Source organism: Massilia sp. Leaf139 (genome assembly GCF_001424165.1).
In the GTDB taxonomy this organism is placed as follows: Bacteria; Pseudomonadota; Gammaproteobacteria; order Burkholderiales; family Burkholderiaceae_D; genus Telluria.
Genome location: NZ_LMOJ01000012.1, coordinates 216,783 through 236,473 on the forward strand (window position 1 = coordinate 216,783; position 19,691 = coordinate 236,473).

Below are 19,691 nucleotides of genomic sequence, written 5' to 3' on the forward strand. Positions count from 1 at the left end.
TTCTCCTTACGCCGTGGCTGCGAATGCGTTGACTGCGCTTGGCGGCAGCGGATTGTCCAGGCGCGTCTCGAGCCAGAAGCGGCGCAGCAGGTTCTGCGCCGTCTTCATGCGGTAGCCGCTGGAAGCGCGCATGTCGGACAAGGGCGCGTAATCCCGGGCCAGTGCGGCCATCGCCTCTTGCAGCGCGGCCTCGTTCCAGGCGCGGCCGGTGAGCACCGCTTCGGCGGCCGCCGCCCGCTTGGGCGTGGCCGCCATGCCGCCAAAGGCGATGCGCGCCTCCGTGACGATGTCGCCATCGAGCGTAAAGGCAAAAGCGGCGCAGACGGCCGAGATGTCCTGGTCGAAGCGCTTGGCCAGTTTATAGGTGCGGAAGCGGACGCCTTCGCGCGCCAGCGGCACACGCAGGGCGGCGACGAATTCGTCGGCCTGCAAATCCTTTTGCTGGTAGCCGAGATAGAAATCTTCCAGCGCCAGTTCGCGTTCGCCGTGCGCGCCGCGCAGCACCAGGCGCGCACCGAGGGCGATCAGCCAGGGCATCGAATCGCCGATGGGCGAACCATTGGCGACGTTGCCGCCCAGCGTACCGGCATTGCGGATCGGGAGCGAAGCGAAGCGCTGCCACATCTCGCCCAGTTCATCCGGATAGTGGCGGCAGACGGCCGCATAGGCATCCTGCAGCGTGACGCCGGCGCCGATCTCGAGCATGCCGCCCGCTTCGCGCACCGATTTCAGTTCAAGCACGTTGCCGATATAGAGGATGTCGTTCAGCTCGCGCATCTGTTTGGTGACCCACAGGCCGACGTCGGTCGAGCCGGCGAGGATCAGCGCCTGCGGGTTGGCCGCGCGCAGCGCCACCAGCTCGTCGAGCGTGCGCGGCGCGTGGAAATGGCGGCCTTCGAAGGTATAAGTCGTGCCGGCCCCGCGCTGCAAGGCGCGCAGCTGCTCGGCCACCGCGGCGCGGTCGAACTCGGCGCGCGGCAGTTCGACCATGCGCTGGGCCGCGTCGATGATCGGCCGGTAGCCGGTGCAGCGGCACAGGTTGCCCGAGAGGGCGTCGTCGATCTGGCAGCGCGAGGGGGTTTGCCCTTCCTGTTTCAGGTACATGCCCCACAGCGACATCGCAAAACCCGGCGTGCAGAAGCCGCATTGCGAGCCGTGGCATTCGACCAGCGCCTGCTGCACCGGATGCAGGCGGCCATCGGGCAGCTGCAGGTCTTCCACCGTGAACAGGGCCTTGCCGTCGAGCGTGGGCGTAAACTGGATGCAGGAGTTCACGGCCTTGAGCTCCAGTTCGCCATTCTCCAGCGAGCCGAGCACCACCGTGCAGGCGCCGCAGTCGCCTTCGGCGCAGCCTTCCTTGGTGCCCGTGCAGCGCAAATCCTCCCGCAGGTGCTGCAGGATGGTTTGCGTCGGCGCCACGCTCGTCACTTCGTGGACGGCGTTGCGGAAATAAAAGCGGATGGGTTCGGCCATGCTTGTCTCGGATTGGTAGCAGCGTGCAGGATACCCTGTCCCGACCTCCTCCAACTATATTCCAAGATTGATTTTGATTATCATCCGATCAATATATCAGCCAGCGCACGGATGGGTCTTTCTCCAGTGCTCGGCGATATCAATGCGGCGCGCTATCCACACTTTTTCGTGCTGCAACACGTAGTCAAGAAAGCGGGCCAGCGCCGCGGCGCGCGCCGGGCGGCCAACGAGGCGGCAATGCAGCCCGATCGAGAGCATTTTAGGCGCGTTCAGGCCTTGCGGGTCGCCTTCCGCATACAGTACGTCGAAGGCGTCCTTCAGGTAGTCGAAGAACTGGGTGCCGGAATTAAAACCCTGCATCGCGGCAAAGCGCATGTCGTTGGTGTCGAGGGTATAGGGCACGATCAGGTGCGGGGTCTGGCGCGGCGCGCCGTCCGGGCCGGTGTGCGCGACCTTTTGCCAGAACGGCAAGTCGTCGCCATAGTAATCGGCGTCGTAGGCGAAGCCGCCGTGCTCGACCACGAGGCGGCGCGTGTTCGGCGAATCGCGCCCGGTGTACCAGCCGAGCGGCGCTTCCCCGGTCAGGTCGCGCATGATCGCCACCGCCTCCGCCATGTGCGCGCGCTCGGTGGCCTCGTCGACGTTCTGGTAGGAGATCCAGCGCAGGCCGTGGCAGGCGATCTCGTGGCCGAGTTCGCGGAAGGCGGCGACGGCGTCCGGATTGCGCTGCAGCGCCATCGCCACGCCGAACACGGTCAGCGGCAGTTTGCGCTCCTCGAACATGCGGAGCAGGCGCCACAGTCCGGCGCGCGAGCCGTACTCGTAGAGCGACTCCATGCTCATATGGCGCATGGGGAAGGCCTGCGCGCCTATGATTTCGGATAGAAAAGTCTCCGAAGCCGGATCGCCGTGCAAAGTGGAGTTTTCGCCGCCCTCTTCGTAGTTCAGCACGAACTGCAGGGCGATGCGCACCCCGCCGGGCCAGCGAGCGTGGGGTGGCGTGCGGCCGTAGCCGATCAGGTCGCGCGGGTAAGCTGAATCCATGGGGAGCTCGAGGATGAGAGGTATATCGGCGATCATATATTGACGGAACGGCATCGGTATATGATCCGATAGATATCCATTTTCATCACCTTCGTATAGGAGAAGCGATGGGCAAGCTCAGTACCCATGTCCTCGATACCGCGCACGGCCGCCCGGCCGCCAACGTCGCCATCGCCCTGTATGCCGTGGACGGCGCAGGGCGCACGCTGCTGAAAAACGCCCGCACGAATGCCGACGGCCGCTGCGACGGCCCGCTGCTCGAAGGCGAGTCCCTGCGCGCCGGCTGCTATGAACTGGTGTTCGCGGCGGGCGACTATTTCGCTGCGCAAGGCGTGGCGCTACCCGAGCCGCGCTTCATCGATCGCGTGAGCATTGCCTTCGGCGTGGCCGACCCGGCCCAGAACTACCACGTGCCGCTGGTCGTCACGCCCTGGTCGTATTCGACCTACCGCGGCAGCTGAGCGCTGCACCCGCCGGCACCGGAACGGGACGCCTTTGCACTGAAAAAATTGCTATCCTGAGCACTCACGACAGGAGGGCAGATGGCTTTGCACATTGTTCATTTCATCGGGCCGATCAACCATAACTCGGCCTGCGCCGTGCGCAACCTGTGCCTGCAGGCGCTGCAGAACGGGGCGACCGAGATCGAGCTGCACATGTCGACCGAAGGCGGCAACATGACGGCCGGCTTCGCCCTCTACTTCTTCCTGAAGTCCCTGCCGATACCGCTGACCACCTTCAATATCGGCAGCGTCGAGTCGGTCGGGGTCGTCATCTTCCTGGCGGGAACGAAACGCTATGCCTGTCCGGGTGCGCGCTTCCTGGTGCACCCGCTGCACTGGGGCTTCGGCAGCCTGGTGGCGGCCGACCATTCGCGCATTTCCGAGTGGCGCGAATGCCTCGATTTCGATGCCGAACGCTATGCGGCGATTTTCGACGAGGCCACGAAGGGCGCGCCGGAAGCGCACGACATCCGCCCTCATCTGTTCGGTAATGCCCGCATCTACACGGCCGAACAAGCGGTGTGCGCCGGGCTGATCCATGAAGCCGTGCAGGCCCGTTTGCCAGAAATGGGCGCCACTTCGCACTGGTGGAATTGAACTTGTCTTTGATATTAGACAAACCTTACAAATAAGCTAACGATTACCGTTTCTACTGTTTCGGTAAAACAACAGCGCGCCTTGCAAGGACAGTATTTGTTCCGCATGGCGCGCTTTTTCTTGTCATCACTTTTGCCGTGTGGATAGAATCATTTCCGTCACTTCACGCTTCAGCGTGAGTGCTTTCGAAAAAAAGAAGTAAATAGCAAGAAGTAAATTGCAAGAAGTAAATCTCAAGAAGTAAATCTTATAACCGCAGTATCTGTTACAGGTTGTCTTATGAATAAGCAGATTATCGCCGTCGCCGCACTGGCCCTGCCGCTGGCACTCTCGTCGGCCTTCGCGCAAGAAGCGCAAGGCCCATCGGTCAAGATCAGTGGCTTCGGCACTGGCGCCCTCACCTGGACGAATACCGACCAGGCCGAGTTCGGCCGTCCGAACCAGGCCACCGGCGCCAAGAAAAACCCACGTACCGGCGTCGACTCGAACCTCGGCCTGCAGGCTGACGTCGGCGTCAACAGCTGGCTCTCGTTCACCGCCCAGGGTCTGGTGCGCCGCGACGCCGAAGACGACTACGGTGCGGAACTGGGCTGGGCCTTCGCCAAGGCCAAGCTCAACGACCAGGCCAGCGTGCGCGTCGGCCGCATCGGCCTGCCGGCCTTCATGATCTCGGACTACCGCAACGTCGGCTACGCCAACAACTTCCTGCGTCCGCCGGTCGAGATGTACTCGCAAGTGCCGTTCAACAGCCTCGACGGTATCGACGCGACCTACCAGCACAGCTTCGGCGACACCAACGTCACCGGCCAGCTGGCCTTCGGCCGCGGCGAAGCCCCGATTGCCGGCGGCCTGACCGCCACGGGCAAGAAAATGATCGCCCTGAACCTGGTGGCCGAACACGGCCCGTTCACCGCCCGCTTCGGCCGCGTGGATGCCAAGATCTCGATCGACGGTTCGGCCAGCCTGGCCACCCTGCTCGGCGGCCTGCGCACCTTCGGCACCGCCCTGCGTGCTCCGCAGCTGACCACCATGGCCGACCAGCTCGAAGCCAAGGAAAAGAAAGCCTCGTTCACCTCGGTGGGCCTGGGCATGGACTGGAACGACATCATCGTCCAGACCGAGTTCGCCAAGCGCAAGACCGATACCTACGTCAACGACAGCACCTCGTACTACGTGATGGGCGGCTACCGCATCGGCAAGGTGCTGCCATACGTCATCCAGGGCAAGGTCAAGATCGACGGCCATCCGGCCAACGTCGTCCCGGCCGTCTGCCCGGTCGCCAGCCCGACCGTCTGCGGCCAGCTGGCCGCCCTGCGCGCCGGCGCCGCCCGCCTGCCGTACACCGGTATCGGCCAGGGCGAACAGAGCACGACCTCGATCGGCGTGCGCTGGGACTTCTACCGCTCGCTGGCATTCAAGGCGCAGATCGACCGCGTCAAGCCGGCCATCGGCAGCGGTCTGATGCTGAACCCGACCAACGGCTTCAATAAAGATGTCACCGTCGGCGCCGTCGCCATCGACTTCGTCTTCTAAGGAACACGCCATGAACAAATTTCTGAAAGCGGCCATCGCCGCAGCCGTGCTGACCGCCTCGGTGCCGGCCCTGGCCGAAGTGGTCGTGGTGGTGAACCCGAAGGCCGCCGAAGCGACCATGACGAAAGACCAGGTCGCCCAGTTCTTCCTCGGTAAGTCGAGCAGCATGACCCCGATCGACCAGCCTGAAGACGCGCCGATCCGCGCCGAGTTCTACAAGAAGGTGACCGACAAGGAAGCCTCGCAGGCCAAGGCCCTGTGGTCGAAGCTGGTCTTCACCGGCAAGGCCACGATGCCGAAGGAAGTCGCCAACAGCGCCGCCGTCAAGGCCGCCGTCGCCGCCAACCCGAAAGCGATCGGCTACATGGAAAAAAGCGCTGTCGACGCAAGTGTCAAGGTTGTCCATACCGCGCCGTAAACAAGCTTAGCCACAGGACTTATGTCCCGAAGCAGCCCTGCCCGCTCTCCAGCCGGCAGGGCTTTTTAGCTGAAGAGGTAGGCAGCACCGGTCACCATTGTCAACAGCGCATCGTCAGCAGCGAGTCGAGAGAGATACGAACATGAGCATCAAACGCAGGATTTGGGCACTCCCGGTCATTTCGACCCTGATTTTCGGCCTCGGCGTCGGCATCTCCGCGACCATCGCGAACGATGCCCTGAAGTCGATCAATTCCACCGAACGCACCGACTATCCGGTGCTCGACGCCTCCAAAACGCTCACGCTCGAAGTCGGCGACATCACCGCCGGCCTGCGCGACGCGGTTACCGAAGGCGACAAGGAGCGCATCGACGCCGTCGGCCAGCAGGCCGAGAAGGTGCGCGCCCACCTGAAGTCCTTCGGCCAGATCGAAGGCCAGGCCGCCAACGGCGCGCGCCTGCTCAAGGAATTCAACGATTACTACGCGCCGGCGCTGTCGGCCGCGCGCATCATGCTCGAACTCGAGCAGGGCGACCCGCAAGCCGTGGTGCCGAAGATGCAGAGCACCCTGGCTACCCTGACCAAGGATCTCGAGCAGACGCAAGTAAAAGCCAAGGAACAGTTCGCAGCGGGCATTGCCGGCAGCGAAGCGAACGTGCGCCGCGTGCTGTGGACCATGATCCTGACCGCGCTGGTCGTCGTCCTGAGCCTGGCCGTGGTGTCGTGGTTCGTGGTGCGCGCCATCTGGCACCAGCTCGGCGGCGAGCCTGAATATGCCCGCGAGATCGCCCGCGCCGTCGCCGCCGGCGACCTGGCGATGGACATCCATACCGACGCCAAGGACAGCACCAGCCTGCTGGTCGCGCTGAAGGACATGCGCGCGCGCCTGGCGACGATGGTCGCCGAGATCAAGACCTCGGCCGAGACGATCGCCGTGGCCAGCGCCGAAATCGCCAGCGGCAACGCCGACCTGGCCGGCCGCACCGAATCGCAGGCATCGAGCCTGGAGCGCACCGCGCGCGCCATGGACGAACTGACCGGCGCCGTGCGCCAGAACGCGGCCAACGCCAACGAGGCGAACGCACTGGTGGTCTCGGCCACCGACATCGCCACCCGCGGCGGCCAGGTGGTCGGCGGCGTGGTCAGCACGATGGGCGACATCAACACCTCGGCCAAGAAGATCGTCGAGATCATCTCCGTCATCGACGGCATCGCCTTCCAGACCAACATCCTGGCGCTGAACGCGGCGGTCGAAGCGGCGCGCGCCGGCGAACAGGGCCGCGGCTTCGCGGTCGTGGCCGGCGAAGTGCGCAGCCTGGCCCAGCGCTCGGCGGCGGCGGCCAAGGAAATCAAGGAACTGATCGGCGACTCGGTCTCGAAGGTCAACGCCGGCAGCGCGCTGGTCGACCAGGCCGGCGTGACGATGGGCCAGATCGTCGACTCGGTGAAAAAAGTGCACGACATCATGGCCGAGATCAGCGCCGCCGGCCAGCGCCAGAGCGAAGGCATCGAAGACATCGGCCGCGCCATCGACAGCATGGACGAAATGACGCAGCAGAACTCGGCCCTGGTCGAGGAAGCCTCGGCCGCGGCCGAATCGCTGACCGAGCAGACCGGCCAGCTGACCGGCGCGCTGTCGGTGTTCAAACTGGCCGACGGCGGCGAGACCGCGACCCTGCGCACCCGCCCGGCGCCGCTGGCCCTGCGCTAAAAAAAAGCCGCTCGCGCGGCCCCTGCCCTGCGACGGCGCGTCCTGCATTTTGCAGGCCGCGCCGTTTGTCATTCAGGCGCTCAGGCAGTGCGGCGGCGGCGGCGCGCACCCGCCAGTCCCAGCGCGCCCATGCCCAGCAGGGCGAGCGATGCCGGCTCCGGCACGTCGCCCGGCGGCAGCGTGCCCGTGTCGAGCAGCGCGTAGTGGATGGTGCCGCCGAAGACCAGGTATTCGCCGACGCCGTCGCCCCAGAACTGGACTTTGCTGAAGCCCGAGCTGTCGTCGAAGGCGCCGATGAAGACTTCCGGTTCGCCATCGAAATACACGTCGCCCGAGGTCTGCGACAGGCCGACCAGGATCGGCGCGCCATCGTCGAAAGAGATGAACAGCGACGACGGCTGGCAGCAGGTGCCCCAGTCACCGACTTCGAAGCCGATCGCATTCACGGCTGCGTTGAAGGTGAGGGTCACGCCGCTGCCGATGGCGCCGATGCCGCGCGTTCCCGACGGGGAGATGTCGATCACCTGGCCCGTCAGGTTGCCGTAGGTCGTGGGCGAGATGAAGCCGCCGTTGTTGCGGGTGATGGCGTAGCCCCCACGGTTGATGCTGGTGCCGGAGACGAGGTTCTGCAGCTTGTCGTGGGTGGCGGTGGCGCCGGCGTCCTGGATGACGTCGTTGTAGTTGCTCAGGCCGTCCTGCAGCGAACCGAACACGGTGACGGTGGTGGCGTGCGCGGAAAGCGCGGACATTCCCAGAAGGACAGGCAACACGATGTTGCGCAGCAAACGATGCATTATTTTTCTCCCGATTGGTGTGATGGATTGCCGTATTTACGGCAGAGCCAGCTATGCATTTTGCGTGCCATGGTAATCCGTCTTTTGTAATCAAGAGTTTACGTATTTATATGTACGCTCGCGCACATAAGATGTAAATTATCCCGACAGTGACCGCCGGGTCTGAGCAAGCCGACAATACCTATTGGCAGGGCGTCAACAAACGGCGTCGCACGGGGCGTCATGGTATTTCGTCTACGTGGCGCGCACGCATCTTCGACGTGTTGAAACGCTTTACAAAACTGATGCCTGTAGGCATCATCCGAGGGGTTCGCCGCCCCGAAACAGCCTCGCGCGGCCCTCGTGTCTTTCCTCTAATCCCACGGCTCATATGGCAGCAGTCCTCCCGAACGCGCCCTCAGGCACACCGATGTCCGCCCAGATGTCGGCGCTTGCACGCGCGCTCGTCCAGGCCGGCCGCCTGACCGCGCCCCAGGCCGACGCGCTGCAAAAGAAAGCCGCCGGCGACCGCACCGCTTTCATCGACGCGATCATCGCCGACAAGGCGATCGATTGCGCCAGCCTGGCCGCCTTCTGCGCCGAGACCTTCGGGTACCCACTGCTCGACCTGTCGACTTTCAGCATCGATGCGCTGCCGGCCGGCGCCATCGACGCCAAGCTGATGGCGGCCCAGCGCGTAGTGGCCTTGGCCAAGCGCGGCAACCGGCTGTCGGTGGCGATTTCCGACCCGACCAATACGCAGGCCCTGGATCAGATCAAGTTCCAGAGCGAGGCCGCGGTCGAACCGGTGGTGGTCGCGCACGATGCCCTGCTGGCGCTGCTGGCGAACCTCACCAAGAGTTCGGAGCAAAGCCTGAACGACATGGTAGGCGACGAGGGCGAGATCGAGTTCGCCGAGGACGAACCGGCCGCCGCGCCGCTGGAAGCGACCAACGAAGTGGAAGACGCGCCGATCGTGCGTTTCCTGAACAAGATCCTGATGGACGCCGTACAGCTGGGCGCCTCCGACATCCACTTCGAGCCCTACGAAAAATACTACCGGATCCGCATGCGCGTGGACGGCGTGCTGCGCGACCACGCGATGCCGCCGATGTCCATCCGCGACAAGCTGGTCTCGCGCATCAAGGTGCTGGCCAAGCTCGACATCTCGGAAAAGCGCGTGCCGCAGGACGGCCGCATGCGCCTCATCCTCTCGGCCACGCGCACCATCGATTTCCGCGTCAGCACCCTGCCTACGCTGTTCGGCGAGAAGACCGTCATGCGTATCCTGGACGCGACCCAGGCGCAGATGGGCATCGACTCGCTCGGCTACGACCCCGACCAGCGCGAGCTGCTGCTGAATGCGATCACGCGTCCTTACGGCATGGTGCTGGTGACGGGGCCGACCGGCTCCGGCAAGACCGTCTCGCTGTACAGCTGCCTGAACGTGCTGAACAAACCCGGCATCAATATCTCGACCGCGGAAGACCCGGCTGAGATCAACCTGCCGGGGGTGAACCAGGTCAACGTGAACGACCGCGCCGGCCTCACCTTCCCGGTCGCGCTAAAGTCTTTTCTCCGCCAGGATCCCGACATCATCATGGTCGGCGAGATCCGCGACCTGGAGACGGCCGACATCGCGATCAAGGCCGCGCAGACCGGCCACATGGTCTTCTCGACCCTGCACACCAACGACGCGCCTTCGACCCTGACGCGCCTGATGAACATGGGCGTCGCGCCTTTCAACATCGCCTCCTCGGTGATCATGATCACCGCGCAGCGCCTGGCGCGCCGCCTGTGCACCTGCAAGCAGCCGCTCGAGATGAGCCGCGAGGCCCTGCTGGCGGCCGGCTACCGCGAAGGCGACCTGGAAGGCGACTGGAAGCCGTATGGCCCGGTCGGCTGCGAACGCTGCCTCGGTTCCGGCTACAAGGGCCGCGTCGGCATCTACCAGATCATGCCGATCTCGCCGGCGATCGAGGCGTTGATCCTCGCCCACGGCAACTCGATGCAGATCGCGGCCCAGGCCGAAAAGGACGGCGTCAACTCGCTGCGCCGCTCCGGCCTGATGAAAGTGAAACAGGGGCTCACCAGCCTCGAAGAAGTGCTCGGCTGTACCAACGAATAGGCGATTGAACATGGCAACCTCCCTCACCACCCGCAGCCGCGGCGGCGCGCAAATCAAGGAAGCGGTCTACGCCTGGGAAGGCAAGGACAAGTCCGGCAAGACCGTGCGCGGCGAACTGCGCGCGGGCGGCGAGGCGATCGTCAACGTGACCCTGCGCCGCCAGGGCATCATGGTCACCAAGGTCAAGAAGCGCGTCTACCGCAGCGGCAAGAAGATCACCGACAAGGATCTGACGATGTTCACGCGCCAGCTGGCGACGATGATGAAGGCCGGCGTGCCGCTGCTGCAGGCCTTCGACATCGTCGGCAAGGGCCACGCGAATCCGTCGATGTCGAAACTCGTGCTCGACCTGCGCGCCGACATCGAGACCGGCACCAGCCTCAATAACGCCTTCCGCAAGTACCCGCGCTATTTCGATCCGCTGTTCTGCAACCTGGTCGGCGCCGGCGAACAGGCCGGTATCCTGGAAGACCTGCTGCACCGCCTGGCCGTCTACAAGGAAAAGACGCTGGCGCTGAAGTCGAAGATCAAGTCCGCCCTCACCTACCCGATCGCCATCCTAGCCGTTGCCTTCATCGTGGTCGCCGTGATCATGATCTGGGTGGTGCCTGCCTTTAAGTCCGTGTTCTCCAGCTTCGGCGCCGACCTGCCGGCACCGACCCTGATCGTGATGAACATGTCGGAGTTCTTCGTCGAATGGTGGTACCTGATCTTCGGCTCGGTCTTCGGCTCGATCTACTTCTTCTTCCAGTCCTGGCGCCGCTCGCTGAAAATGCAGCAGGCCATGGATCGCCTGCTGCTGCGCCTGCCGGTCTTCGGCGACGTGATCCGCAAGGCCACCATCGCGCGCTGGACGCGCACCCTGGCCACCATGTTCGCGGCCGGCGTGCCGCTGGTCGAAGCGCTCGACTCGGTCGGCGGCGCCTCCGGCAACGCGGTCTACCTGGACGCCACCCGGCGCATCCAGACCGAAGTCTCGACCGGCACCAGCCTGACGGTGGCGATGCAGAACGTGAACGTGTTCCCGAGCCTGGTGACGCAGATGGTCGCCATCGGCGAAGAATCCGGCGCGCTCGACGGCATGCTCGGCAAAGTGGCCGACTTCTTCGAGGACGAGGTCGACGAAGCGGTCGCCGCGCTGTCTTCGCTGATGGAGCCGATGATCATGGTCATCCTGGGCGTGCTGATCGGCGGGCTGGTGGTGGCGATGTATCTGCCGATCTTCAAGCTCGGTTCGGTGGTGTAAGACGCTCGCCGCAGGGGTTCTGCCCCTTCGTCAGGCAGGGCCGGTCAGCAAGCGGTAGCCAACGCCGGTTTCCGTCAGCAGGTAGCGGGGCTGGGCCGGGTCGTCTTCGAGCTTGTGGCGCAGATGGCCCATGTAGATGCGCAGGTAATGCCCGTCTTCGACATGCGACGGCCCCCAGACGGAGCGCAGCAGCTGCGGATTCGTCACGACCTTCCCTGCGTTCGCCACCAGCAGCGCCAGCAGCCGGTACTCGGTCGGCGTGAGGTGCACTCCTTTGCCGCCTTTCAGCACGCGCCTGTCCTTGAGGTCGACCGCCACATCGCCGAATCGGATCGGTGCGGCATCGCCATTGCCTGACTGCCGCTGGCGCCGCAGCGTTGCCCGCACGCGCGCCTGCAGCTCGCCGACACTGAAGGGTTTGGTCAAGTAATCGTCGGCCCCGGCATCGAGCGCGGCGATCTTCTGCTCCTCGGCCGTGCGCGCCGAGAGCACGATCACCGGAACCCCCGACCACTTGCGCAGGTCGTGGATGAAGCCAATGCCGTCGCCGTCGGGCAGACCGAGGTCGAGAACGACCAGATCGGGCGCGCGCGTTCCCGCATCGCTCAGGCCGCGCCCGATCGTGGCCGCTTCGTGCACATGCCATCCTTCTTCCTCCAGCGCGGCGCGAACAAAACGGCGGATGTGCGGCTCGTCTTCGACCAGCAAGGCCAGCGGCGCGGTTTCTTTCATGCGTGATTCCTCGATTCCATGTCAGGATCCCGGGCGGCGGGCGGCTGCTCCAGCGGCAGCGTGACGACAAAGGCCGCACCGCCGAGCTCGGATCCGGCATAGCGGATCCTGCCGCCGTGCGCCTCGACGATGGCGCGGCAGATCGCCAGGCCCAGACCGACGCCGCCCCGTCCGGACTCGCGCTCGCCGCGGGTGAACTTTTCGAACATCTCTTCTTCGCGGCCAGGCGCGATGCCGGGGCCATCGTCGGCGACGGTCAGGGCCGCACTCCCACCGTGCAGCGCGGCCGAGATGTCGATGCGCGCTCCAGGCGCCGTGTATTTTGCGGCATTCTCCAACAGATTGCACAGCACGCGCTCGAGCAGGATGGCGTCGAAACGCAGCAGCGGAAAGTCTGGCGGGATGTGGGTCGTGACCGTGTGCTTCTCCAGCAGCGGCCCGCTCAGCCGCAGGGCAGTGCCCACCACCTCTTCCAGAGCCTGCCACTCGAGCTTGAGGCGGACTTCGCCGCTTTGCAGGCGCGCCATATCCAGCAGGTTCGCCACCAATGCACTCATGCGCAGCGCTCCCTCGTGCAGGCCGCGTGCCAGTTCCAGCTGCGCCGCGGGAAGCGGCGGCTTCGACCGCGCCAGGGATTCGGACAGCCCGACCAGCAAGGTCAGCGGCGTGCGCAGGTCGTGCGAGAGGGCCGCCAGCAGGGAGTTGCGCAAGCGTTCCGTCTCCATGCTGACCAGGGCCGCTTGTGCCACCTCGATGTAATGGACTCGTTCGATCGCAATGGCCGCAAGCGCGGCGAAGGTATCGAGCTGTGCGCGCTGCTCGGGGATCAGGATCCAGCGCTGCTGCTCGGGCGCGATGGCCAGCACGCCGCGCGTGCGCATCGGTGCCACCAACGGCAGATAGAAAAACGGACTGGCCGGCAGGGTATCGGTGCCCAGGCCGGCGCTTTCGGCCTTGTCATAGGCCCACTGCGCGATGCCCAGGTCGACCTTGTCGGCGCCTTCGGCCTGCACAGGCGCCTGCAGCCGGTCGTCACCGTCGGGCAACAGCAGGACGGCTTGCGCACGGAAGGTGCGCTGGAGGAGTTGGCGCGTGGTGTCGAAAATCTGCTCGGTCTGCAGCGCGCCCGACAGTTCGGTCGCGAACTCGTACAGCGCGCGCGAGCGTCGCTCGCGATGTGCCGCGACCCGGGCCTGGAAACGCAGGCCCGCCGTCAGGTGCCCTGTGACCAGACCCACGGCGAGCATCACGCAGAAGCTCACCAGGTACTGAAGGTCGGACACGGCAAAGGAGAAGCGCGGCGACACGAAGAAAAAATCGAAACATGCCACGCCGACGCAGGTTGCCACAACCGAGGCGCCGCGCCCCAGGCGCACCGCGACCATCACGACCACCAGCAGGAACAGCATCGCGATGTTTGCCAGGTCGAGGAAGGGCAGCAAGGGCATTGCCAGCAGCGCCGTTCCAATGCTGCTGGCGGCGGCCAGCGCATACGACAGCCATCGTCTACCGCCCTGGCTGGAGGCCCGGGCAGCTGAACCTTCGGATACCGTGGGCATCGGCCTGTGCGTAGGGGCGCCGACGTCGACCAGGTCGATATCGGGCGCCAGCGCCGCGATACGTCGGATGTGCGGGGTACGCCATAGCCGCCCCCCGCGGCCCCGCGCCATGACGATCCTGGACAGGTTGTGCTCGCGCGCGTAGTTGACGATGGCGCCGGCGATGTCGCCGCCGGCCAGTACCGATGTCGTGGCGCCCAGACTCTCTGCCAGCTTGAGCGCCAGCAGGATGCGTTCGCGCTGCGGCGCGGGCAGGCGCTGGAGCGCAGGCGTTTCCACATACACCGCGTGCCAGTCGACGCCCAGTTGCCCGGCCAGGCGCGCGGCGCTGCGCACGACATGTTCGCTGCCCGGCCGCGCGCCGACGCAGGCGAGCAGTGCGCCGCCGGTCTTCCAGACCGTGTCGATCGACTTCTCCACGCGGTAGGCACGCACGTCTTCTTCGATGCGGTCGGCGGTGCGCCGCAGCGCCAGTTCGCGCAGGGCAATCAGGTTCCCTTTCCGGAAAAAGTTTTGCGCGGCACGCTCGGCCTGGGGCGCCTGGTAAACCTTGCCGGCCTTGAGGCGGGCCAGAAGTTCGTCGGCCGGCAGGTCGACCAGCACGACTTCGTCGGCCGCGTCGAACATGGTGTCGGGTATGGTTTCAGCGACGCGGATGCCGGTAATGCCGCCGACGGCGTCATTCAGGCTCTCCAGGTGCTGCACGTTCATGGTGGTGAACACGTCGATCCCGGCCTGGAGCAGCTCCTCGACATCCTGCCAGCGCTTCGGGTGGCGCGAGCCGGGAGCGTTCGAATGCGCCAGCTCGTCGACCAGGATCAGCGCCGGATGCCGCGCCAGCGCCGCATCGAGGTCGAACTCGGCGAGCGTCTTGCCGCGGTAGCCGATCAGCTTCGGCGGCAGCAGGTCGAGCGAGTCGAGCAAGGCGCCGGTTTCGGCCCGCCCGTGGGTTTCGACCACCCCGACCAGCGGCGCCCCGCCCTCGGCCCGCAGCTTGCGGGCCGCAACCAGCATCGCGTACGTCTTGCCGACGCCGGCCGACGCGCCGAAATAGATGCGCAGGCGCCCGCGCGCGTCCCTGCGTTCCTGGCGCTGCATCCGGATCAACAGCGCATCCGGATGCGGGCGCGTACTTTCGTTTGAAACCATCGAACCGTGTTTCCTGTGTTCCTGAATATTCAGCGTTTTGCCTGCGCCTCGGCGTCGAGGGCCAGATTCAGCGCCATCACATTGACCCTGGCTTCACCGAAGAAGCCCAGGCTTTGCCCGACAGTATGCGCGGAAATCAGCGCGTCGACACGGCCAGGCTCCAGCCGGCGCGCCGTGGCCACGCGTGCGGCCTGGTACCTGGCCGCGGCGACGCTGATCTCGGGATCGAGGCCGCTCGCCGACGCCGTCACGAGATCGACCGGCACCGGCGCGTTATTGGCGGGATCGGCCGCGCGCAGCGCGGCGATCCGGCCCTGCACCGCATCGGCCAGCCCCGGGTTGAGCGGCCCCTGGTTGGAACCGCCGCTGGCGCCGCCGTTGTTGGCCATCGGGGCGGTCGCCGATGGCCTGCCCCAGAAGTAGCGCGGCGACGAGAACGACTGGCCGACCAGCCTTGAACCGACGACCCTGTCGCCGTTGACGATCAGGCTGCCCGCCGCCTGCTCGGCGAAAGCGAGCTTGCCGATGCCGGTCACCGCCGCGGGATAGAGGACGCCGACCAGCAGCGTCAGCGCGGCAAACAGGACGAAGGCAGGACGGAGTGTGGAATGCATGGCAGTGTCTTTCATACGAGGTGTAGGGCCGACAGGATCATGTCGATCAGCTTGATGCCGGCGAAGGGCAGCACGATGCCGCCGACGCCATAGACCAGGATATTCCTCCGCAACAGGGCCGCCGCGCCGATCGCCCGGTAGCGCACGCCCTTCAGCGCCAGCGGGATCAGTGCGATGATGATGAGGGCGTTGAAGATCACGGCCGACATGATCGCCGAGTCCGGGCTGGTCAAGCCCATCACGTCGAGCGCGGCCAGTTCGGGATAGGTGCCGGCGAAGGCGGCCGGAATGATCGCGAAGTACTTGGCGATGTCGTTGGCGATCGAGAAGGTGGTCAGCGAACCGCGCGTCATCAGCATCTGCTTGCCGATCTCGACGATCTCGAGCAGCTTGGTCGGATTCGAATCCAGGTCGACCATGTTGCCGGCCTCCTTGGCGGCCTGGGTACCGGAGTTCATCACGACCGCCACGTCGGCCTGGGCCAGGGCCGGCGCGTCGTTGGTGCCGTCGCCGGTCATGGCGACCAGCCTGCCCTGCGCCTGGTAGCCGCGGATCAGCTTGAGCTTGTCCTCCGGCGTGGCTTCGGCCAGGAAGTCGTCGACGCCGGCCTCGGCGGCGATCGCGGCGGCGGTGAGCCTGTTGTCGCCCGTGATCATGACTGTCTTGATGCCCATGCGGCGCAGCTCGGCGAAACGCTCCTTGATGCCGCCTTTGACGATGTCCTTCAGTTCGACCACGCCCATGACGTCCCCGCCGTCGGCCACCACCAGCGGCGTGCCGCCGCGCCGCGACACCTCCTCGGCGAGGCGCGCCACTTCCGGCGGATAGGGCAAGCCCATGGCTTCGACATGCTTGCGCACGGCTTCGGCGGCGCCCTTGCGCACCTGCCGCGCCCCCAAATCAACCCCGCTCATACGGGTGTTGGCGCTGAACGGGAGGAACACGGGCTGCAGCGTTCCTAACTCGCGTTCGCGGATATCGAAGCGCTGCTTGGCCAGCACGACAATGGAGCGGCCCTCCGGCGTCTCGTCGGCCATCGAAGCCAGCTGGGCGACGTCGGCGAGCTGCCGTTCGGTCACGCCCGGCGCCGGGAAGAATGCGGCGGCCTGGCGATTGCCCAGCGTGATGGTGCCGGTCTTGTCGAGCAGCAGGACATCGACGTCGCCGGCCGCCTCGACCGCGCGGCCGGAGGTGGCGATCACGTTCGCGCCCATCATCCGGCTCATGCCGGCCACGCCGATCGAGGAGAGCAAAGCGCCGATCGTGGTCGGGATCAGGCAGACCAGCAGGGCGATCAACACGGTGATGCTGACGGGTGCGCCGCTCCCGGCCGCCGCCACGCCGAACAGTGAAAATGGCAGCAGGGTCACGGTCACGACCAGGAACACGATGGTCAGCGCGACCAGCAGGATGGTCAGCGCGATCTCGTTGGGCGTCTTGCGGCGCTTCGCCCCTTCGACCATGGTGATCATGCGGTCGAGGAAGGTCTCGCCGGGATTGACGCTCACGCGCACCACCAGCCAGTCGGACAGGATGCGGGTTCCGCCGGTGACGGCCGAGAAGTCGCCGCCTGACTCGCGGATGACCGGCGCCGATTCGCCCGTGATGGCGCTCTCGTCGACCGAGGCGACTCCTTCGATCACTTCGCCGTCGATCGGGATCACGTCGCCCGCTTCGACCAGGATGGCATGGCCCTTGCGCAGGTCGCCGCCCGGCACCGGCAGCCAGCCCGTGCCGTACTTCGGGGTGGCGAGCTTCTTCGCCATGACGGTCTGCTTCAGGCCGCGCAGCGAAGCCGCTTGCGCCTTGCTGCGTCCTTCCGCCAGGGCTTCGGCGAAGTTGGCGAACAGGACGGTGAACCATAGCCATACCGAGATGGCCAGGATGAAGCCGCTGTCGGTCGCGGCGGGGTCGGCGAAGGACTGGAATGCCATCAGCGTGGTGAGCATGCTGCCGATATAGACGACGAACATGACCGGGCTGCGTGCCTGGATGCGCGGATCGAGCTTGACGAAGGCGTCGCGCAGGGCCGGCCAGGCCAGGCTGGCGTCGAACAGGGTCAGTGGCGCGCGTGGCGCGGGGAGCGGCGGTAGTGCTTTTGCTTGGGACATCGTGGACTCCGGATCCTTGGATAGGGACTTACGCTTTACTGCGGATACAGTTGCAGGTGCTCGACGACCGGGCCCAGGGCCAACGCGGGAACGTAGTTCAGTACGCCGACGAGGACGACGACGGCGATCAGCAGGCCGACGAAGACCGGGCCATGGGTTGGCATCGTGCCGGCATTGGCCGCGAGGCGCGGCTTGGCGGCGAGTGCGCCGGCGATGGCCAGCACCGGTACGATCACGGCGAAGCGGCCGAACCACATCGCAATACCCAGCATCGTGTTGTAGAAAGGCGTATTCGCGGACAGGCCGGCGAAGGCGCTGCCGTTGTTGTTGGCGGCCGAGCTGAAGGCGTACAGGATTTCAGAGAAGCCATGGGCACCGGGGTTGGCAATGCCGATCTTGCCGGCGTCGACGGTGACGGCAAGCGCGGTGCCGGCCAGGGCAAGCACTGGCGTGACCAGAATGGCGATCGAGGTCAGTTTCATTTCATGGCTCTGGATTTTCTTGCCCAGGTATTCCGGCGTGCGGCCGATCATGAGTCCGGCGATGAAGACGGCCAGGATGGCGAACACCAGCATGCCGTACAGGCCCGAGCCGACGCCGCCGAACACGACCTCGCCCAGCTGCATCAGCAGCATCGGCACCGCGCCGCCCAACGGCGAGAACGAATCGTGCATGGCATTGACGGCGCCGCAGGAGGCGGCCGTGGTGACAGCGGCGAACAGGCTCGACGCCGCGATGCCGAAGCGGGTCTCCTTGCCTTCCATGTTGCCGCCGGCCTGGAGCGCACTGACGCCCTGGTCGACGCCGAGCGCAGCCAGCTGCGGATGCGCCGCCTGCTCGGCGCCCATCACGACCAGCGTGGCGGCGACGAAGATCAGGCTCATGGCCGCCAGCAACGCGACACCCTGGCGTTCATCCTCGACCAGGCGTCCGAAGGCGAAGCACAGGCCGGCCGGGATCAGGAAGATGGCCAGCATCTGCACGAAATTCGAGAGCGGCGTCGGATTCTCGTAGGGATGGGCCGAATTGACGTTGAAGAAGCCGCCGCCGTTGGTGCCGAGCAGCTTGATCGCCTCTTGCGAAGCCACCGGGCCCATCGCGATCGTCTGGGTGCGCGCCGCCGCCTCCCGCATGACGGCTTCGCCTTGTGCATTCATCAGCGGCTGGCCATCCGCCCCAAGCGAGGGAGTCGAATATCGCACTGGATCGATCAGCTGGATTTCCTGGTAAGGCGCAAAGTTCTGGATCACGCCCTGCCCCATCAGGAATACTGCCAGCAGCAAGGACAGCGGCAGCAGCACGTACAGGGTGGAACGGGTCAGGTCGACCCAGAAATTGCCGATGCCCTCCCCGGAGCGCGAGGTGAAGCCGCGGATCAGGGCGTAGACGACGGCGATGCCCGTGGCGGCCGACAGGAAGTTCTGGCCGGTCAGCGCCAGCATCTGCGTCAGGTAGCTCATGGTCTGTTCGCCACTGTAGCCCTGCCAGTTGGTGTTCGCCACGAAGCTGATCGCCGTGTTGAACGACGAGTCCGGGCTGACGTTGCCAAGCCCTTGGGGATTCAGCGGCAGCCATGCCTGCAGCCGCTGGAGCGCGAACACGAACAGTGCGCCGATGCCATTGAAGACGAGCAGTGCGAGGGCATACCGCTTCCAGCCCATGCTCGATCCGGGCGAGACGCCGCCGGCACGGTAGAGCAGACGCTCGACGGGCGCGAGCCAACCGAGGCCGGGCACGGCGCCGCCGTCGGCCACGCGGGCCAGGAGTTGACCGAGCGGCCAGGCCAGCACGATCAGTACGGCCAGGAAGGCGCCCAGCAGCGCCAGCGATTGTGCCGTCATCACAGCTCCTCCGCGGTCAAGAGGGCGCGAATCAGGTAGACCAGCAGGCCCGCGGCGGCCAGTGCGCCAATGTGCCAGGTTTCCATCACTTGCCTCCCAGCTTGCCGCAGCCGTGCGCAAAAGCCCATGTCAGTGCGAAGAACAGCACCATTGTCCCGATGTAGATCGCATCCATATCATCCTTGTTGTCATGCTGGTTTTTGAAGCGGCAAGGGTAGCGCCCGCCGCCTAAAAATTTTGTAAACACTGCCGCCCGTGC

General features: G+C 65.5%; 17 protein-coding genes. 7 read left to right on the top strand and 10 right to left on the bottom strand.

All coding sequences use genetic code 11. The features are described 5' to 3' along the window. Positions 1-6 precede the first annotated feature (6 nt). Together xdhA and puuE are read right to left on the bottom strand one after the other, a co-directional pair. Positions 7-1,473, bottom strand: a complete 1,467-nt coding sequence (xdhA, locus tag ASF77_RS09550; protein ID WP_056338223.1) for a xanthine dehydrogenase small subunit — start codon at positions 1,471-1,473, stop codon at positions 7-9. 96 nt (positions 1,474-1,569) lie between these two features. Then, a complete protein-coding gene (gene puuE / locus ASF77_RS09555; RefSeq protein ID WP_056338226.1) occupies positions 1,570-2,517 on the bottom strand; it encodes an allantoinase PuuE in 948 nt (315 codons plus the stop codon). Positions 2,518-2,624: 107 nt separating this feature from the next. Here puuE and uraH point away from each other — a divergent pair, with 107 nt between their 5' ends. From uraH to ASF77_RS09580, 5 genes are all read left to right on the top strand, one after another. Next, a complete protein-coding gene (gene uraH, locus ASF77_RS09560) occupies positions 2,625-2,978 on the top strand; it encodes a hydroxyisourate hydrolase (protein WP_056338230.1) in 354 nt (117 codons plus the stop codon). Positions 2,979-3,059: 81 nt separating this feature from the next. Continuing rightward, a complete protein-coding gene (locus ASF77_RS09565) occupies positions 3,060-3,617 on the top strand; it encodes a ClpP family protease (RefSeq protein ID WP_056338233.1) in 558 nt (185 codons plus the stop codon). A gap of 279 nt (positions 3,618-3,896) precedes the next feature. Beyond that, entirely contained in the window at positions 3,897-5,150 is a 1,254-nt protein-coding gene (locus tag ASF77_RS09570; protein WP_056338237.1) for a hypothetical protein, read from the top strand. Positions 5,151-5,160: 10 nt separating this feature from the next. Further along, positions 5,161-5,568: a hypothetical protein gene (locus ASF77_RS09575; RefSeq protein ID WP_056338241.1), complete on the top strand. Its 408-nt coding sequence runs from the start codon at positions 5,161-5,163 to the stop codon at positions 5,566-5,568. Between the two features lie 142 nt (positions 5,569-5,710). Beyond that, on the top strand, positions 5,711-7,279 hold the full coding sequence (locus ASF77_RS09580) for a methyl-accepting chemotaxis protein (RefSeq protein WP_056338244.1): 1,569 nt from the start codon (positions 5,711-5,713) through the stop codon (positions 7,277-7,279). A gap of 80 nt (positions 7,280-7,359) precedes the next feature. Here ASF77_RS09580 and ASF77_RS09585 read toward each other — a convergent pair whose 3' ends face one another. Continuing rightward, complete coding sequence (locus tag ASF77_RS09585) at positions 7,360-8,073, bottom strand: PEP-CTERM sorting domain-containing protein (RefSeq protein WP_056338248.1); 714 nt, start codon at positions 8,071-8,073, stop codon at positions 7,360-7,362. A 370-nt stretch (positions 8,074-8,443) separates the two neighbouring features. Between ASF77_RS09585 and pilB the strand changes: the two genes are divergently transcribed. Then, a complete protein-coding gene (gene pilB, locus ASF77_RS09590) occupies positions 8,444-10,180 on the top strand; it encodes a type IV-A pilus assembly ATPase PilB (protein ID WP_056338251.1) in 1,737 nt (578 codons plus the stop codon). Positions 10,181-10,190: 10 nt separating this feature from the next. Continuing rightward, on the top strand, positions 10,191-11,426 hold the full coding sequence (locus ASF77_RS09595; protein ID WP_056338253.1) for a type II secretion system F family protein: 1,236 nt from the start codon (positions 10,191-10,193) through the stop codon (positions 11,424-11,426). A 30-nt stretch (positions 11,427-11,456) separates the two neighbouring features. Here ASF77_RS09595 and kdpE read toward each other — a convergent pair whose 3' ends face one another. The 7 genes from kdpE to ASF77_RS24225 are packed head-to-tail and all read right to left on the bottom strand — an operon-like array spanning position 11,457 to position 19,679. Continuing rightward, on the bottom strand, positions 11,457-12,158 hold the full coding sequence (gene kdpE / locus ASF77_RS09600) for a two-component system response regulator KdpE (RefSeq protein ID WP_056338255.1): 702 nt from the start codon (positions 12,156-12,158) through the stop codon (positions 11,457-11,459). Then, positions 12,155-14,866 carry a two-component system sensor histidine kinase KdpD gene (kdpD, locus tag ASF77_RS09605; RefSeq protein WP_056338258.1) on the bottom strand — a complete coding sequence of 904 codons (2,712 nt, stop codon included), beginning with the start codon at positions 14,864-14,866 and terminating at the stop codon, positions 12,155-12,157. The genes kdpE and kdpD overlap by 4 nt, the downstream gene beginning before the upstream one ends. Positions 14,867-14,895: 29 nt before the next feature. Next, complete coding sequence (gene kdpC / locus ASF77_RS09610) at positions 14,896-15,480, bottom strand: potassium-transporting ATPase subunit KdpC (RefSeq protein ID WP_056339020.1); 585 nt, start codon at positions 15,478-15,480, stop codon at positions 14,896-14,898. 11 nt (positions 15,481-15,491) lie between these two features. Continuing rightward, positions 15,492-17,591 (bottom strand): potassium-transporting ATPase subunit KdpB, encoded by a 2,100-nt coding sequence (kdpB, locus tag ASF77_RS09615; protein WP_056338261.1) that lies wholly within the window; start codon positions 17,589-17,591, stop codon positions 15,492-15,494. Positions 17,592-17,626: 35 nt separating this feature from the next. Further along, positions 17,627-19,432, bottom strand: a complete 1,806-nt coding sequence (gene kdpA, locus ASF77_RS09620) for a potassium-transporting ATPase subunit KdpA (protein WP_056338264.1) — start codon at positions 19,430-19,432, stop codon at positions 17,627-17,629. Further along, on the bottom strand, positions 19,432-19,521 hold the full coding sequence (locus ASF77_RS24220; protein WP_200934159.1) for a potassium-transporting ATPase subunit F: 90 nt from the start codon (positions 19,519-19,521) through the stop codon (positions 19,432-19,434). Before ASF77_RS24220 ends, kdpA begins: the two co-directional genes overlap by 1 nt. Next, positions 19,518-19,679 (bottom strand): hypothetical protein, encoded by a 162-nt coding sequence (locus ASF77_RS24225; RefSeq protein WP_156648823.1) that lies wholly within the window; start codon positions 19,677-19,679, stop codon positions 19,518-19,520. Before ASF77_RS24225 ends, ASF77_RS24220 begins: the two co-directional genes overlap by 4 nt. Between the last annotated feature and the right edge of the window lie 12 nt (positions 19,680-19,691).